Annotated in this window: 13 protein-coding genes; 9 read left to right on the top strand and 4 right to left on the bottom strand. The window is 54.0% G+C overall.

Going from position 1 to position 16,344, the window contains the following annotated elements; all coding sequences use genetic code 11:
- The first annotated feature begins 51 nt into the window (after positions 1–51).
- From cysM to INT33_RS16245, 8 genes are all read left to right on the top strand, one after another.
- On the top strand, positions 52–948 hold the full coding sequence (cysM, locus tag INT33_RS16280) for a cysteine synthase CysM (protein ID WP_192538886.1): 897 nt from the start codon (positions 52–54) through the stop codon (positions 946–948).
- Positions 949–2,340 carry a 23S rRNA (uracil(1939)-C(5))-methyltransferase RlmD gene (gene rlmD / locus INT33_RS16275; protein WP_192538887.1) on the top strand — a complete coding sequence of 464 codons (1,392 nt, stop codon included), beginning with the start codon at positions 949–951 and terminating at the stop codon, positions 2,338–2,340. It abuts the gene before it with no gap.
- A 69-nt stretch (positions 2,341–2,409) separates the two neighbouring features.
- A complete protein-coding gene (gene relA, locus INT33_RS16270; RefSeq protein WP_193092432.1) occupies positions 2,410–4,686 on the top strand; it encodes a GTP diphosphokinase in 2,277 nt (758 codons plus the stop codon).
- Positions 4,686–5,510 carry a nucleoside triphosphate pyrophosphohydrolase gene (gene mazG / locus INT33_RS16265; protein WP_192538889.1) on the top strand — a complete coding sequence of 275 codons (825 nt, stop codon included), beginning with the start codon at positions 4,686–4,688 and terminating at the stop codon, positions 5,508–5,510. Before relA ends, mazG begins: the two co-directional genes overlap by 1 nt.
- A gap of 51 nt (positions 5,511–5,561) precedes the next feature.
- Positions 5,562–8,210 carry a phosphoenolpyruvate carboxylase gene (ppc, locus tag INT33_RS16260; RefSeq protein WP_192538890.1) on the top strand — a complete coding sequence of 883 codons (2,649 nt, stop codon included), beginning with the start codon at positions 5,562–5,564 and terminating at the stop codon, positions 8,208–8,210.
- 70 nt (positions 8,211–8,280) lie between these two features.
- Positions 8,281–8,826 carry a DUF924 family protein gene (locus INT33_RS16255; protein WP_192538891.1) on the top strand — a complete coding sequence of 182 codons (546 nt, stop codon included), beginning with the start codon at positions 8,281–8,283 and terminating at the stop codon, positions 8,824–8,826.
- 36 nt (positions 8,827–8,862) lie between these two features.
- Complete coding sequence (rluF, locus tag INT33_RS16250) at positions 8,863–9,939, top strand: 23S rRNA pseudouridine(2604) synthase RluF (RefSeq protein ID WP_192538892.1); 1,077 nt, start codon at positions 8,863–8,865, stop codon at positions 9,937–9,939.
- 166 nt (positions 9,940–10,105) lie between these two features.
- Positions 10,106–10,417, top strand: coding sequence for a hypothetical protein (locus INT33_RS16245; protein ID WP_192538893.1), 312 nt, complete (start codon positions 10,106–10,108; stop codon positions 10,415–10,417).
- Between the two features lie 104 nt (positions 10,418–10,521).
- Here INT33_RS16245 and INT33_RS16240 read toward each other — a convergent pair whose 3' ends face one another.
- Genes INT33_RS16240 through INT33_RS16230 form a run of 3 tightly spaced genes read right to left on the bottom strand, consistent with a single transcriptional unit; the run spans position 10,522 to position 12,872 of the window.
- Positions 10,522–11,181 carry an anthranilate synthase component II gene (locus tag INT33_RS16240; protein ID WP_192538894.1) on the bottom strand — a complete coding sequence of 220 codons (660 nt, stop codon included), beginning with the start codon at positions 11,179–11,181 and terminating at the stop codon, positions 10,522–10,524.
- A complete protein-coding gene (locus INT33_RS16235) occupies positions 11,178–12,593 on the bottom strand; it encodes an anthranilate synthase component I family protein (protein WP_192538895.1) in 1,416 nt (471 codons plus the stop codon). Before INT33_RS16235 ends, INT33_RS16240 begins: the two co-directional genes overlap by 4 nt.
- A gap of 3 nt (positions 12,594–12,596) precedes the next feature.
- Entirely contained in the window at positions 12,597–12,872 is a 276-nt protein-coding gene (locus tag INT33_RS16230; RefSeq protein ID WP_192538896.1) for a Trp family transcriptional regulator, read from the bottom strand.
- 280 nt (positions 12,873–13,152) lie between these two features.
- Here INT33_RS16230 and INT33_RS16225 point away from each other — a divergent pair, with 280 nt between their 5' ends.
- Positions 13,153–15,042 (top strand): monovalent cation:proton antiporter-2 (CPA2) family protein, encoded by a 1,890-nt coding sequence (locus tag INT33_RS16225; protein WP_192538897.1) that lies wholly within the window; start codon positions 13,153–13,155, stop codon positions 15,040–15,042.
- Between the two features lie 446 nt (positions 15,043–15,488).
- Here the strand turns inward: INT33_RS16225 and INT33_RS16220 are convergent, their stop codons facing one another.
- Positions 15,489–15,884, bottom strand: coding sequence for a hypothetical protein (locus tag INT33_RS16220; RefSeq protein ID WP_193092431.1), 396 nt, complete (start codon positions 15,882–15,884; stop codon positions 15,489–15,491).
- Positions 15,885–16,344 lie beyond the last annotated feature (460 nt).

The raw sequence follows: 16,344 nt of genomic DNA, 5'->3' as shown, positions 1-16,344 counted from the left end.
TAAGGCAGCACCGATATAATGCAGCATAACGGTTATGATAAGGAACGTAAGATGAATTATCCCACGCTAGAGGATGTAGTAGGCAATACGCCGCTGGTGCGCCTAAAAAGAATTACCGCAGGACGCAACAATACGCTGCTCGCCAAGCTTGAAGGCCATAATCCAGCTGGTTCTGTTAAAGACCGGCCCGCGTTATCCATGCTCAATGAAGCAGAAGCGCGGGGTGATATCACTCCCGGCGACACGCTCATCGAGGCTACTTCGGGCAATACGGGCATTGCGCTTGCCATGGCGGCGGCCATCAAGGGCTACAAAATGGTCCTGATCATGCCTGAAAACTCTTCGGAAGAGCGCAAACAGGCGATGGCCGCCTATGGCGCCACGCTAATTTCTGCCAGCAAAGCCGGCGGCATGGAAGAAGCTAGGGATATTGCTGACAGCATGATTGCCAAAGGCGAGGGCAAGCCGCTGAATCAGTTTGCCAACCCGGATAACCCGCTGGCGCACTACCGTACCACGGGGCCGGAGTTATGGCAGCAGACCCAGGGTGAGATCACCCATTTCGTCAGCTCCATGGGCACTACAGGCACCATTATGGGCGTCTCGCGGTATCTGAAAGAGCAAAATTCAGCTATTCAGATTGTCGGCCTGCAGCCTGCCGATGGCGCGAGCATCCCGGGTATTCGTCGCTGGCCCGAAGCCTATCTTCCGAGCATCTTTGAAGCGCCACGGGTGGATACCACTCTGGATATTGGCCAGCAAGAGGCCGAAGAACATATGCGGCGCCTAGCGCGTGAAGAGGGCATTTTTGCTGGGGTATCCTCCGGCGGCAGCCTGGCAGGGGCTTTGCGAATTGCCGAGCAAACCGAAAATGCGGTCATTGTCTTTATTGTCTGTGATCGGGGTGACCGCTACCTCTCAACGGGCTTGTACGCCCCGGAGCTATAAATGGCCATGCTGGGTAAGCGGCGTCCATCGCGTGCTGCGTCAGGAAAATCAGGGCTTACGCGAACGTCCGCGCCAAAAACGCCGGTCTCTTCTGAGAGCGACTCATTAGTCATTGAACGCTTGGCCCATGATGGCCGGGGCGTTGCCCACAACGCCGCCGGCAAGGCGGTGTTTGTTGACCGCACGCTGCCTGGCGAGCGGGTCGAAGTGGCCGTGCACGTTAACCGTAAGCGCTTTGATGAAGCGCATGTAAAAGCATTGCTGAGCCGTTCAGCGCAGCGTGTTGAACCGCCGTGTGGCTATTTTGGCCAGTGCGGCGGCTGCCAGCTGCAGCATATGGATATCGAGACTCAGCGCGTACATAAGCAGGACGTGTTGCGTGAGCTCTTTGCCCGCCAAGGGATTACATTAGATACTCCCCGTTTACTACACGGCAGCACGGAACACTATCGGCGCCGGGCACGGCTGGGCGTTAAGGTCGATGGACAAAATAACGTCCTGCTTGGCTTTCGGGCTGCCCATAGCCACCGGCTTATCGATATCAACCAGTGTTACGTGCTGGTCGAACCGCTACAAGCGCTATTGCCTCCTTTACGGACGTTCTTGACCACGCTTGAGGCACCCCGTCAGGTAGGTCATATTGAGCTATTGGCAACCGCCTCTGAATGCGTGCTGTTGGTGCGTCAGCTTAAACAGCATGCGGGTGATACCGAGCGTTGGCAGCAGTTTGCCGAGCAGCAGGGCATCGCGCTTGGCGCCTGGGTGGGGCGCGAGTCAGCTGAACTGCATTGGTACAGCGCAGAACCCGTGCTTGAAGAAACCTTGCGTATACAGGGCCAGCCGCCGCTACCGCTGACATTTTTACCCGGCGATTTTTTGCAGGTAAACGCTGAAGTCAACCAATTGATGGTAGCTGAAGTGGTAGCGTGGTTAGCGCCTTCGCCCGGCCAGCGCATCGTGGATCTATTTGCCGGAATGGGCAATTTCAGCCTGCCGCTGGCAATGGGCGGCGCCCAGGTTCATGCGGTCGAGGGTAGCCCCAGCATGGTGGCACGGATCAAGACGAACGCAGCTCGTAATCAGCTAGACGTTAGTGCCCAACAGGCTGATCTAAGCGATGACGCGGCGATTAATGGGCTATTAAAGGCCCAGGGCAACCTTGATGCACTGGTGCTGGACCCGCCCCGTAACGGTGCCGAAAGTATTTGTCAGGCGCTTGGCCGTTACCCGGTCCCCCGTGTGGCCTATGTTTCTTGCGACCCGGCAACGCTTGCCCGTGATGCGGCGCATCTGTTGCATGCAGGATACCGAATCAAGCAAGTGGCAGTGGCGGATATGTTCCTGCACACTGCGCATATGGAAACGCTGATGCTGTTCGAGTACGAGGGCTAGCCTGCCCATCGCATCAAGCCACGGTGTTGGCCAGTGTTGGCTAACACCCTGAAGGGATGAATCATAGTCATGGTGAAAGTGCGTGAAGACCAACCGCTGATGGCTAGCGGCAAGGTGGACATACAACAATGGTTAACGCGCCTACAAGAAGATGTGCGCTTACGTGAACCCGAACGCCTTATAGAGGCCAGTGAGCTGGCTGAAAAGCTGGATCGTGAGGCGCCTAATAACCATCGCGTATGGCTATCTCCCGGTTCAAGCTTCCGTATGGGGCTTGAAATGGCCGATATCCTGGCCGACCTGAAACTCGACCAGGCAACCTTGGAAGCCGCCGTACTCTATCGCGCCGTGCGCGAAGAACTGCTCAGCCTGGACGCCGTTACCAAGCGGTTTGGCAGTGAAGTCGCCACCTTGATCGATGGTGTGCTGCAAATGGCGGCCATCAGCTATCCGCTCGCCCCCAATCACGGTATGAGCCAGCATAATCAGCAGGAAAATCTGCGCAAAATGCTGGTCAACATGGTGGGGGACGTTCGCGTTGCGCTGATCAAGATTGCCGAGCGCACCTGTGCGCTACGTCAGGTCAAGGACGCCCCGCTTGAAAAATGCCTGCAGGTGGCGCGGGAAGTGGCTGATATTTACGCGCCGCTCGCTCACCGATTGGGCATCGGACAGATCAAGTGGGAGCTTGAAGACCTTTCGTTTCGCTATCTGCATGAAGATGAGTATAAAGCAATCGCCAAGCTGCTCGCCGAGAAGCGTCTTGATCGCGAGCGCTACATACATGACGTGGTGGAAACCCTCAAAGGTCTGATGGAAGCGCAGCACATTACCCATCATGACGTGAGCGGCCGGGCCAAGCATATCTATTCGATCTGGCGCAAAATGAAGCGCAAGGGGATCGACTTCTCTGAAGTTCACGACGTCCGTGCAGTGCGTATCCTGGTTCCCGAAGTGACCGACTGCTACACCGTGTTGGGCATTGTCCACTCGCGCTGGCACCACGTACCCGACGAGTTTGACGACTACATTGCCAACCCCAAGAAAAATGGCTATCAGTCGCTGCACACCGCGGTGGTCGGGCCTGAAAATAAAGTGCTCGAAATCCAGATCCGAACCTTTGCCATGCACGATGACGCCGAGCTTGGAGTATGTGCCCACTGGCGTTACAAGGGCCACGATACCAACGCCAAAAGCCGCAGCTATGAAGAAAAAATCGCCTGGCTGCGTCAGGTTCTGGAATGGCAGGATGAAGTGGGCGGCTTTGGTGATCTACGCGAAGGGCTTTCAAGCGATGTCGCGCCGGATCGCAACTACGTATTTACCCCCGACGGGCACGTTATCGACTTGCCGCGGATTGCCACGCCCATCGATTTTGCCTACCGCGTTCATACCGAAATCGGCCACCGCTGCCGGGGCGCCAAGGTCAATGGCCGCATTGTACCGCTGACTTACAAGCTCAAGTCGGGCCAGCAGGTGGAAATTCTTACCGCCACCAAAGGCGGTCCGAGCCGGGACTGGTTAAACCCCAGTCTGGGCTATGTGCGCACTTCCCGGGCGCGCGCCAAAATTCAGGCATGGTTCAAGCATCAGGCGCGCGATCAAAACCTGGACGAGGGCCGCGCAATCTTTGAGCGAGAAATGCGCCGTCTGGACGTCGATGGGCTGGATCTACCCAAGCTTGCTGATGCGGTCAATTATCAAAACGCTGATGATATGTACGCAGCGATTGGTGCGGGAGATTTACGGATCGGACAAGTGCTGCATCAAGCGCAGCAGCTGTTTGGCGAAACCGACGATCAGGAACAGCTGGAGCGCCTGCTTGCCAAGCCCCGTCGGCTACCCAGTAAAACGCCCAAAAGCGACATCACGGTACTCGGCGTAGGCAATTTAAAAACCAGCATGGCCAACTGCTGCCGACCGGTTCCGGGCGAGTCGATTGTCGGGTTTATTACCCAGGGGCGAGGAGTGACGGTTCACCGTCAGGATTGCAGCAATATTTTGCAGCTCCGCATGGAAGAACCGCAGCGGATTATTGAAGTGGAGTGGGGCGAACGCGCACATACCCGCTACCCGGTCACCATCGAAATTCAGGCCTGGGACCGCTCCGGTCTACTGCGGGATGTAACGGGCCTGCTGGGCAATAAAAAGGTCAATGTGCTGGCGGTCAATACCCTGACCGACACCAACGAAGGCATCGCGCGGCTGCGGATTACGCTCGAGGTAGATGGTCTTGAGTCACTGGGTCGGCTCTTTTCGCGTATCCAGCAGCTGCCCAATGTGACTGAAGTACGTCGTCTTCGAAACGCAGACCCTAATAAAGACGATCAGCATGGAGGGCGCTGATGCGCTATAACCTGGATGACCTGCTGACGTTGATGCAGGTGCTGCGTGACCCTGAACAGGGCTGCCCGTGGGATATTCAGCAGGGCTGGGACAGTATTGTGCCGCATACCCTGGAAGAGACCTACGAGGTTGCCGATGCCATTGAGCGGCGCGCGTTCGATGAGCTGCCGGGCGAGCTTGGCGATCTACTCTTTCAAGTGGTGTATTACGCCCAGTTTGGCGCGGAAGAGCAGCGGTTTGATTTTCACGATATCGTGCATACGCTGACGGCTAAAATGCTGCGCCGTCATCCGCACGTGTTTCCAGAGGGCACGCTTGCCTCGCGCCGCCCACCGGGTGTGAGCGCTGAAGAACTACAAACCCAACAGGTTAACCGCCGCTGGGAATCGCTTAAGGCAGAAGAGCGCGCCGAGCGCACCGCCGCTGATGCACCTTCTGTATTGGATGATGTGCCCCATACGCTGCCAGCATTAAGCCGCGCCGCCAAGCTCTCCAAACGTGCGGCGCGGGTGGGGTTTGACTGGCCCGATGCGCGCGGCGTTGTCGATAAAATCCGTGAGGAGCTTGAGGAAGTGGAACAAGCCCTGGCGGAAGGTGATACCCGCCACGCCCAAGCGGAAGTGGGGGATCTGCTGTTTGCGGTGACAAATTTAGCCCGAACGCTCGGCGCTGACCCTGAGCAGTGTTTACGTGGTACCAATGCCAAGTTCGAGCGCCGTTTTCGCTATGTGGAGCGCACGTTACATGCGAGCCAACGTCCGCTAACCGAGGCTTCCCTGGATGAGATGGAAGCCCACTGGCAGGCGGCTAAAGATCAAGAATAAATTTTTAACGTTAACCTGATAACGACGCGACCCCGCTAGGAGGCCTTGCCAATGAGTCATGACCTACACGAATCGCTGCGCGATAACGTCCGTATTCTGGGCGATAGCCTGGGGCGTACAATCGCCGATGATCTGGGCCAAGCTTTTGTCGATAAAATAGAAACAATCCGGGCACATGCCAAGCGTGGCCGCCAAGGGGACTCCCTTCAGCAGCGCGAACTTATCGAATATTTACGCAAATTACCCGAGCGTGACCTGCTGCCGGTAACGCGCGCTTTTAACCAGTTTTTAAACTTTGCCAACATTGCCGAGCAGCACTATCGGGCGCGTTTTCGGCGCGTAGAGGATTACAAACCTGGCTCACAGCCAGCGTTGGACGAGTTGCTGGCGCGTGCCCAACAGGCAGGTAACTCACCGCGCAAACTGGTGGAAACTCTCGCCAACATGCGTGTCGAGCTGGTGCTTACCGCGCATCCCACCGAGGTTATCCGCCGCACGTTGATTCAAAAATACGATGCTATCGATGAGTGTCTGACCGCGATTGAGGGTTCTGAAGACTACCCCGAGCGCGGCGCTCGCGCCCAGGGGCGCCTCGAAGAGCTTATTAGTCAGGCATGGCATACCGATGAAATTCGTCATGAACGACCTACCCCGGTTGATGAGGCCAAATGGGGCTTTGCGGTCATCGAGAATTCGCTGTGGCAGGCCGTACCGGATTTTCATCGCGACTTGGATAACCTGCTTCTGGAAAATGCCGGCGAGCGCCTGCCCCTGGATGCCGCGCCTATTCGCTATGCATCGTGGATGGGTGGGGACCGCGACGGTAACCCCAATGTGACCGCACGCGTTACTCGCGAAGTCCTTCTGTTAGGGCGCTGGATGGCGGCAGACCTTTACCTGCGCGATTTAGAGCAGCTCAAAACCGAGCTCTCCATGTGGAAGGCCAACAGCGCTTTGAAAGCCGAAGTCGGCGATGTGGCCGAGCCGTATCGCGAACTGCTTAAACGCCTGCTGCTTAAAATGGAAGCCACCCGCGACTGGGCCAAGGCCAAACTGGATGGTCGTAATTATGATGGCGGTCCGATTGTTGAAACCCGCGATCAGATATACGCGCCATTGCTTGCCTGCTATCGCTCGCTTTGCGATGTGGGGCTGGATACCGTCGCCAACGGTTCACTGCTGGATACTCTGCGCCGTGTCGCCGTGTTTGGCGTTACGCTTACCAAGCTGGACCTGCGTCAGGAAGCCAGCCACCACGCTCAGGTCATTGAAGAGCTCACCAGCACCTTGGGGCTGGGCCACTATGAAGAGTGGGACGAAGCCCAGCGCCAGGCCTTTCTGCTCGAAGAGCTTGCCTCGCGGCGCCCGCTTATTCCGCGCCGCTGGGAGTGCTCCGCTGAGTCCCGTGAGGTGCTGGATACCTTTAAGGTGATCGCTCAGGAACATACTGAAGCGCTCGGCACTTACATTATCTCCATGGCCGCCGAGCCGTCGGACGTACTCACCGTGGCGCTGTTAATGAAAGAAGCTGGTGGTGAGGTCACGCTGCCCATTGCACCGCTATTTGAGACGCTCAACGATCTGGACCATGCGGGCGATGTGATTGAGCAGCTACTGACGCTACCCGGTTATCGAGCGCTGATCGGGGATCGTCAGGAAGTCATGATCGGCTACTCCGACTCCGCCAAAGATGCCGGGCAGTTAGCCGCTGCCTGGGCTCAGTACCGCGCCCAGGAAGCGCTGGTGAATGTTTGTGAGCGGCATGGCGTTGATTTGACCCTGTTCCACGGGCGTGGTGGTACCGTGGGCCGTGGGGGCGGTCCGGCACACGCCGCTATCTTGTCGCAACCCCCGGGTTCGGTAAATGGCAGCCTGCGGGTCACTGAGCAGGGCGAGATGATTCGTTTCAAGTTCGGCCAGCCGGACATTGCCCTTCGCTCAATGGAAATTTATGCCTGTGCTGTGCTTGAGGCCACCTTGCTGCCGCCTCCCGCGCCAGAGCCCCATTGGCGCGAAGAGATGGACAAACTCGCCCACATTGCGCATGCAGGGTACGTGGGCGTCGTGCGTGAAAACCCGGATTTTGTGCCGTATTTCCGCGCGGTGACGCCGGAAGGCGCGCTGGGGCGTTTGCCGCTCGGCTCGCGTCCCGCCAAGCGACGCCAGGATGGAGGTGTTGAAACGCTACGCGCGATTCCCTGGATATTTGCCTGGACACAGATCCGCTTGATGCTGCCCGCGTGGTTGGGAAGTGGCGAGGCCTTCGCCCGCCGCCTGGAGGAGCCGGGCGGACTGGAAGTGCTTCAGGAGATGCGTACGAACTGGCCGTTTTTTGGCACCTATCTGGACATGCTGGAGATGCTGCTCGCCAAGGCCGACACCGCCATTGCCGCGTACTATGAACACCGCCTGGTCGACGAGCCGTCGCTTAAATTGCTGGGCAAAGAGCTACGCGAACGCTTTGCCCGCCTGGAAGAGGTGCTGTTGAATATTCTGCAGCAGGAAAAGCTGCTTGAGAATACGCCGCTGATTCGTCAGGCGATTGATGTGCGTAACCCCTATATTGACCCGCTGCACGGGTTACAGGCCGAGCTTTTACAGCGTAACCGCGATGCCGATGGCGCCATTAGCGCAGATCTTTCCCGCGCGTTAATGGTGACGATGGCGGGTATTGCCGCGGGCTTACGCAATACCGGCTAGGTGCCCAGGCTAGTTGTGCTTATGCCGCCAGCGCCGCTGGCGGCATAAATTAACACTTCAGGAGTCGTCAATGAATCCAGATGCCCAAGCGGTGCTACAGTTCTGGTTTAACGAACTAACGCCAGCGCAATGGTTTAAAAAAGATCTCGAGATGGATCGGATAATTGTTACCCGGTTTGCAGAGCTGTATGCCCGAGTTGCCCAATGTGAATGCTACTCATGGCGCGAGACCTCCCACGGCCGCTTGGCCGAAATTATTGTGCTTGACCAATTTTCTCGCAATATGTACCGCGATAACGCCCGCGCCTTTGGGTATGATGCGTTGGCCTTAGCCCTGGCACAGGAAGCCGTGGCGGCAGGTGCGGATGATGAGCTAAGCCCCGCAGAGCGCAGCTTTTTATATATGCCGTATATGCACAGCGAGTCCAAGGCAATTCACGCGCTGGCGCTTAGCCTGTTTGACCAGCCAGGGCTTGAAAACAACCTGGATTTTGAAATTCGCCATAAGGTGATTATTGATCGCTTTGGCCGCTACCCACACCGCAATGCGGTTTTGGGGAGGGCATCAACCGATGAAGAGATCGCCTTTTTAAAACAGCCAGGCTCCTCTTTTTAGCGGTGCTTTTAACTCCTTTTAGCCTTACGGCGTGTTATGTCATTACGAAAATCGACCCGAATCAATAAGTACATCAGTGAAAGCGGCCTTTGCTCGCGCCGAGAGGCGGACCGGTTTGTGGAGCAGGGTAACGTCTGGATTAACGGCCGACGGGCCACCACGGGTGATCAGGTGGTGGCGGGCGACCGGGTAAAAGTGAATGGTCAGGAGATCGAGCCTCAGGAAGAGGAAGATCTGATTCTGATTGCGCTCAATAAGCCCGTGGGCATTGTGAGCACCACGGAGTCGAGTGAAAAAGACAATATCGTTGAGTTTGTAAAGCATGGCGCGCGTATTTTTCCCATCGGTCGGCTGGATAAAGACTCCCAGGGTCTGATTTTTCTGACCAATAACGGTGATCTGGTTAACAAGATCCTGCGCGCCAACAACAATCACGAAAAAGAGTATCAAGTGACGGTCAATAAGCCGATCACGGATGAATTTGTTGAAGGCATGCAAAAAGGCGTGCCGATTCTGGGGCAGGTGACCAAAAAGTGCAGCGTAGAGAAAGTCTCCACGTTTGCGTTTACGATTACGCTGGTGCAAGGCCTGAACCGCCAGATTCGCCGTATGTGTGAATATTTTGGCTACGAGGTTACTCAGCTAATTCGCACTCGGATCATGAACGTATCGCTTAAAGGGTTAGCACTAGGGGACTGGCGCGATTTAACGCCCAAAGAGATCGATACGATTATCACGCTTACCGAGGGCTCTGAAGCTACCCCGGCAGCGCCCAAACAGGCTAAACCGAAAGCCAAGCCCCGCACGCAAAACGGCCAAAATGCGCGTCAGGGCAAGCCGGGGGTAAAATCCCACAGCGCTGGTAAAGCGGCCTCTGGTAAACCGGCTAATGGTAAAGCTGCCTCTGGAAAATCAGCTTCGGGTAAAACGCGCTCAAGCGTTAAGGGTAAGCCCGGTGCGGCTGGCAAGACACATCCCAAGGCAAAAGCCGCCTCGGGGGGGAAACCGGCAGCGGCAGGCAAGCGCAGTGCCAAGCCCACGAGTAAAGCTCGCCCCAGTGCTGGAAAACCCGCTGCACGTGGAAAAGCACCGCGTCCCAAAACAAAACGTTAGGCTTTTTAGGCGCTTGCACGGGCTTTGGTTACAGTTATCCTCAATAAGCAAATGAGGCTTAGAAATCTCAATATTGCTATAAAGCAAAGTTGACGCCCGTACCTTGCCCAAGTATGAGAACGCCAACTAAGGTATTGATACTCGGATATCAATGGAGGACCTTGTGATGGCAAAGCCTGAGCTGCAAGATGCCATAATATATACCCAGGATGGGAGTGTACTAGGCACCGTGTCGGATGCCAGTGCTGAAACGAAACTTGAAATACTCAAATCAGACGGTAATCGGATCTGGGTAGAGCGAAATGACCTGAGCGAAAATTATGGTCAATTGACGCTTGCCGAAGATTACACGGTTTACTCGGCTGATAGCGTCAATGGCGATTGGACCGAAGGCGACGTGGACGATACGGTCGAAGATACGTTCCCCGCCAGTGACCCGCCCTCATTTACCTTGGGTGATGAAGGCAAAGGGCGTTAACGGAGGCATTACGCTTAAGCCTTCATCCTTCAACACTAAAAAAACTGGGCGTTGCAGACCGCAACCCCAGTTTTTTTATGCAGTTAAGCAATGTCAATCAATCGCTATGCCAGCAAAAAATTGGCAATCAGCTCTTTGCCACCTTCGGTCGCAAAGGATTCCGGATGAAACTGAATGCCGTGAATCGGATAATCGCGGTGCTTGACCCCCATTAGCTCGAACTCGCCGACAGTGTTCCAGCGACTGCGCTGTTCAAAGTCAGCAGCCTGCAAGCTACCCACCGTAGCGGTCACTTCCAGACATTCAGGTAGCGAGTCTGCATCGGCAATCAGCGAGTGGTAGCGCATTACCTCTAGCTGGTCGGGTACGCCTTTAAATACCGACTGCTGATCATGGGTGACCGGGCTGATCTTGCCATGCATGGGTAATGGCGCTTTTACCACCTTGCCGCCAAACACATGCACGATGCCTTGCATGCCTAAACAAACCCCCAGCAGGGGCGTGGTTTTACCCAACTCCTTGATTACATCGGCACATACGCCAAAGTAGCGCGGGTCATCGGGCGAGCCGGGCCCGGGTGAAATAATAATACGGTCAGGCGCCATCGCGACAATATCGGCAAACTCAATCTGGTCATTGCGCTCAACGATAATGTCAAAATCGTCAAGCGAGCCGCGGTTTTTTTCCGTAGTGAGAATCTCACCAATGAACTGATAAAGGTTGTAGGTAAACGAATCGTAGTTATCGATGATCAACACTTTCATGCCGGGCTCTCCGAATCCATAAAGGGCGCTAGGGCTTTACGTGTACCCGCGAATTTACGTCGAATCTCTTCATACTCGTCGTCTGCGTTACTATCAAACACGTTGCCACCACAGGTCTGCACATAAGCGTTTTCGCCATTTACAAACACGGTACGAATAGGAATGGCAAAAGTGCAGTCGCCGTTAAACGAAAACTGGCCCACCGCGCCGCCATACGGTCCGCGGCCATCGGTTTCCAGGTCATCGATGATTTTCATGGCTTCAATCTTGGGCGCGCCGGTCAACGTGCCGGCCGGGAAGTTGCTGGCCAGGGCGCTAAACATGTCTTCGCCCTCTGCAATAATGCCGACAATTTCGCTGGAAATATGCTGAACGTGGCTAAAGCGCTTGATATCCATTAGGCTGCGCACTTTAACGGTACCAAACTGGGCAACCCGGCCAATATCATTACGGTGCAGATCAACGATCATATTGTGCTCGGCAATCTCCTTGGGATCGTTAAGCAGCGCCCGCGCCAGTTGGGTATCTTCCTGTGCCGTTTGCCCCCGCGTCGTCGTACCTGCCAAGGGAAAAGTTTCCATTTCACCCTGGCGTAGACGAAACAGCAGCTCAGGGCTTGCCCCAATCAGCTTCTGTTCACCAAACTTCATATAGTACATCTGGGGCGAAGGGTTGATTGTTCGCAGCTGATCGTAAAGGGCGACCGTATCGCCCTCTACCCGAAAGCGCTTTTTAAAGCCGACTTCACACTGAAACACCTTGCCGTCGATAATATCCTGCTTGACCTTGGCGACCGCCGCGGCGTGTTCTGCCTGGCTCATGGTGTCGCCCAGCGCGGTAATTTTCAGTTCGTCGCTCTCGATATCCTCGGCGTCGATAAGTGTTTGCAGAAAATCAAAGCGGCTATGGTCGTAATAGAAGTAGGTTACCTCGCCGGTCATCTTGTCGAGGATAAGCCCGTCTTTATAAAGCCCAAACCGAAACGTATCGAAGTCATCATTGGCCTTTAACGAAAGCGTAGGCTCGAAGTATTGCATCGCGTCGTAGCCTAAATAGCCGCTTAGCCCGCCGGCATATTTTCGCGAAATAATATTTTGCGGTATCAGGCTACGCAGCAGGGCATAAGGGTTGTCGCTTGAATAGTGCTCGGTATGGCCGTCGCGCTCTTCAATACTCAGCGTTTGGCCATTCGCGTAAATAGTGTACTCAGGGTCAAAGCCAATAATCGAATGGCGCGCCATATGGCTATCTTCGCCCAGTGACTCCAGCATGTAGCAGGTAGCAAACTGCTTTTCTATCTTCTTGAATAAGGCAAAGAAATCACAGTCTGCCGCGAGCGTGACGTAGTGAGGTTTACGCGGCAGCGTAAACGGGCGCGGGCTGTGTTGTTGAGGCGTAGCTTGGATGGTCATGGTTCAGCGGTCCATTAATGAGTGAGAAGTGCCTAGCGCGCGTGAACCACGCGAAACGGTCGCAATGCCAACCCCTAACATTTCCGCAATCTTGCGGTGGGGAACTCCCTCACGAAGCAGATTGAAAATTTGCAGCCGTTTGCTGATTTCCAGATATTCCGCTGGCGTTAGCAGATTGCTTAGCGCTTCATGCATGGCGTCAGGGCTATCAATCGCCAATAGATAGGTAATCAATTCGGTGTGGTAGGAATCATGTGAAGACGAATTCTTTGAAGACATGAGCGCACCGATAATAGAAAGGCTGTACTAGCGTACTAGTACGATATATTGATTGGCGAAGAAGTCAAGTAATTCCCAGACTTGGAAATAGGCCTGGAAGAAATAGGCCTGGAAGAAATAGGGCTGGAAGAAATAGGGCTGGCATTGGGGTTAGCGATAGGATTGATGAGAAAGCAGACGGATAGGCGTTAAATGCTCAGCGCTAATGGGTCTTGAGGAAGGTGCTTGTTCGCAGACGGTAATAGATTACTATACCGTCATCTTGATTAAGGGGTACGGCATGACGGCTTATTTTATCCAGGCATTTATCTACCTTCTGGCGGCAGTAATCGCAGTGCCGCTTGCCAAACGGTTTGGCTTGGGGTCGGTGCTGGGATATCTCGTGGCCGGGGTTGCCATTGGGCCGGTCTTTGGACTGGTAGGGCAAGAGACCACCACTATTCAGCACTTTGCCGAATTTGGCGTGGTGATGATGCTTTTTCTGGTCGGTATGGAGCTAGACCCCAAAAGCCTCTGGGCAATGCGGGTCCGTTTGGTGGGGCTTGGCGGGTTGCAAGTCGTGATAACCGCCATTGCGGGTACGGCCATTGCCTGGTGGCTGGGCCTGGTATGGCAAACCGCCTTAACGGTTGGGTTAATTTTTGCGCTTTCCTCCACCGCTATCGTACTGCAATCGTTAAATGAAAAAGGCCTGGCTAAAACCGAGGGCGGGCGTAGCGCTTTTTCGGTGCTGCTATTTCAGGATATTGCCGTAATCCCTATGCTCGCGTTGATTCCGCTACTGGCGCTGCCGGAGTTGATGGGAACCGGTGGCGGTGGAGATGACCACGGCAGTTTTAATCTGGTAACGCATCTTCCTGGATGGGCCCATGCCCTGGTCGTCATCGGGGCCATTGTCGCGGTTATCGCGGGCGGTTATTACCTGGGCCCGCCGCTGTTTCGCTACGTGGTAGGGGCAGGGCTTCGCGAAGTATTCACCGCCACCGCGCTGATGGTGGTAATTGGTATTGCCGCACTGATGAGCCTGGTGAATTTATCACCCGCGTTAGGCGCATTTTTAGCGGGCGTCGTGCTTGCCAACAGTGAATTCAAGCATGAACTTGAGGCCAATATAGAGCCATTTAAAGGGCTTTTATTGGGGCTTTTCTTTATCACCGTGGGCGCCGGGATCAATTTTGAAGTATTGGCGGCCGAGTGGGTCACGGTCGTTGCATTGGGGTTAGCGGTCATTGCGGTTAAAGCCATCGTTTTGCTGGCGCTAGCCTGGCTGTTCAAGATCCGTGGAAGTAACTTCTGGCTGTTTGCGCTCAGCCTTGCCCAGGCCGGTGAATTTGGGTTTGTGTTGCTGACCTACAGCGTACAGAACAGTGTTATTGCGCCGGATACCGCGCAGATTCTGTCGCTGGTGGTGGCGCTTTCAATGTTTTTAACACCGCTTCTCTTTATCGCTTATGACCGACTTGTTCTACCCCGTTACCTGAGTGCGAAAGGGGAGGCGCGCGACGCTGATGATATCGAAGAACAGGCGCCGGTAATCGTTGCTGGGGTAGGGCGTTTTGGGCAGATCATCTGCCGTTTGCTGCGAGCTAATAATATTCCCATGGTCGTGCTGGATCTTGAGCTTGAGCAGATTGAAAACTCACGGCGGATCAATATCAAAAGCTACTTTGGTGATGCCAGCCGCTCGGACCTTCTGGAACGAGCGGGCATCGAAAGCGCCCGAATGTTGGTGGTGGCCATTGACGACCGTGATCGCGCGGTGCACATGATCCAGCATGTTAAGCACTATTACCCTAACGTGTGGGTGCTGGCGCGGGCCTTTGACCGCGGGCACGGGTATCAGCTGCGTAAAGCTGGCGCCGATGATGTGGTCAGTGAAACCTACCACTCCGCGCTGGAACTGGGTGGCCACGCGTTGACGGCCATGGGCGTGCATCCCATGCGGGCGAAACAAATGACCTGGTCGTTTGTGCAAAATGAGCAGGCTCACGAGGACGAGCTGTTTAACGCCTGGCAAGAGATTGAAGGCGGCATCAGCTTTAGCCCACGTTACGGTGAGCTGTTTATGAAACTGGAGGAATCACTCAACAGCGCGATGCAGCAAGACTGGCAAGAACCCGAGCGCGCTGATGTACCTATCTGGACGCCGCCCGAGAAAAGTGAGCAGTAGGGTAGGTAAAGAGATTTTAATTGAGCCTAAAAATTCACTAATGCGCTGAGTTGATTGGGCTGGCTTGGCGTTTCTAACTGCGCGATTATTTTCCGGGGGGATTACCCTACTGCTAAGTGATAGGTTCTGGAGCTTACAGGGACGTCTATACCGCCGAACACCCGGTTAGTATCGAAAACTAAAGTCATAGTAGGATATTGACTGGAGTACAGCTAATCTAAGATACATTCAGGGCGTCAGATGTCTGCTCTTACGAACATCATATAGGCATAACATCCTTAGTGCTTTTATAGATTGAGTTTAAAAAAACCTAAATCATTTAAAACACCTTCCTTATAATTGATCCATGAAAATAAACGCAGCTTTTAACGATAATTTTGGCATGCGTTTTCCAGTGTTCAGTTTTGCATTGACTACTTTTCTTTTCAATATAGTGATATATTATTCTATAATATTATGTTTTCACATGTACCAATGATTTTTTCAATTTCATCTTTATTTAAGAAAAATGGTGCAGCAAGGTCTTTAATAGTATCTTTTTTCTCATTATTGGAAAGTGAGGCCCAAGAGTTGTTCGCCTTCATTAGGTCTATGTTTGATTTTATAATTTTCAGCTCTCTAGGGCGTGATTTTAAAGTTTCCCTCCATTCTCTCCAGCTATCTGCTTCTTTTTTGTTTCCTTGTTTTTCTAAGATAGCAATAATTTCATCGACAGTTTGATTTGATATTTTTGCTATCTGAGGGCTAGCTGCCACATCTGGATCGTTTGGCAATTCTGAAAACTTAGCCTCAAGCAAAGCTCGATGCAAAAACAAAAGTTCAAAATAGCTTTCAAACATCATAATTATTCATCCTTTTAATTTGGATTAGGTCCAGCATATGTCACGCTTTCAATTTGCCGACCAATTCTTAGTGAGCCATGATGAATTAACTCATTAGGTTGAGTGCCAGGTGATAACTGTACACCGTCTCTTAGTTGAAAAGACATCATATGTGTTGCACTTTGGCCTCTTCTACCCATGAAAAGAGCTTGCTGAGCTACGGTTGATTTTCAACCCAGTTGTCCAAATGGCTGCCTCTAAGCAGCCTGTTTATTACGCTCGATTTCGTGCAACTTGCCAGGGTTGAGCGATACCGAGCCAGGTATCTCCGTAAACGCGCCACTAACCACATCTTCTCAAGCGGAGTTTTGCTGACCACACTGAGGTTTCTTCATCCAGGAGACCCTCATGATCCAAGAACTCAACTCCATGCAGGCGTTTTGGCTCGGGCATCTGTATCACGCCTCGGTGCGCGAGATTC

This window comes from Halomonas colorata, from assembly GCF_014897985.1.
Taxonomy (GTDB): domain Bacteria; phylum Pseudomonadota; class Gammaproteobacteria; order Pseudomonadales; family Halomonadaceae; genus Vreelandella; species Vreelandella colorata.
The sequence above is the reverse complement of the archived record's forward strand: the minus strand, read 5'-3'. Positions and strand labels throughout refer to the sequence as shown.

Bases quoted from the DNA above. Each gene is read 5' to 3' on its own strand.
- rluF (WP_192538892.1), top strand. From the start codon at position 8,863: ATGTCATTACGAAAATCGACCCGAATCAATAAGTACATCAGTGAAAGC.
- INT33_RS16235 (WP_192538895.1), bottom strand. From the start codon at position 12,593: ATGACCATCCAAGCTACGCCTCAACAACACAGCCCGCGCCCGTTTACG.
- INT33_RS16220 (WP_193092431.1), bottom strand. From the start codon at position 15,884: ATGATGTTTGAAAGCTATTTTGAACTTTTGTTTTTGCATCGAGCTTTG.
- rlmD (WP_192538887.1), top strand. From the start codon at position 949: ATGGCCATGCTGGGTAAGCGGCGTCCATCGCGTGCTGCGTCAGGAAAA.
- cysM (WP_192538886.1), top strand. From the start codon at position 52: ATGAATTATCCCACGCTAGAGGATGTAGTAGGCAATACGCCGCTGGTG.
- relA (WP_193092432.1), top strand. From the start codon at position 2,410: ATGGTGAAAGTGCGTGAAGACCAACCGCTGATGGCTAGCGGCAAGGTG.
- INT33_RS16255 (WP_192538891.1), top strand. From the start codon at position 8,281: ATGAATCCAGATGCCCAAGCGGTGCTACAGTTCTGGTTTAACGAACTA.
- mazG (WP_192538889.1), top strand. From the start codon at position 4,686: ATGCGCTATAACCTGGATGACCTGCTGACGTTGATGCAGGTGCTGCGT.
- INT33_RS16225 (WP_192538897.1), top strand. From the start codon at position 13,153: ATGACGGCTTATTTTATCCAGGCATTTATCTACCTTCTGGCGGCAGTA.
- INT33_RS16245 (WP_192538893.1), top strand. From the start codon at position 10,106: ATGGCAAAGCCTGAGCTGCAAGATGCCATAATATATACCCAGGATGGG.
- INT33_RS16230 (WP_192538896.1), bottom strand. From the start codon at position 12,872: ATGTCTTCAAAGAATTCGTCTTCACATGATTCCTACCACACCGAATTG.
- ppc (WP_192538890.1), top strand. From the start codon at position 5,562: ATGAGTCATGACCTACACGAATCGCTGCGCGATAACGTCCGTATTCTG.
- INT33_RS16240 (WP_192538894.1), bottom strand. From the start codon at position 11,181: ATGAAAGTGTTGATCATCGATAACTACGATTCGTTTACCTACAACCTT.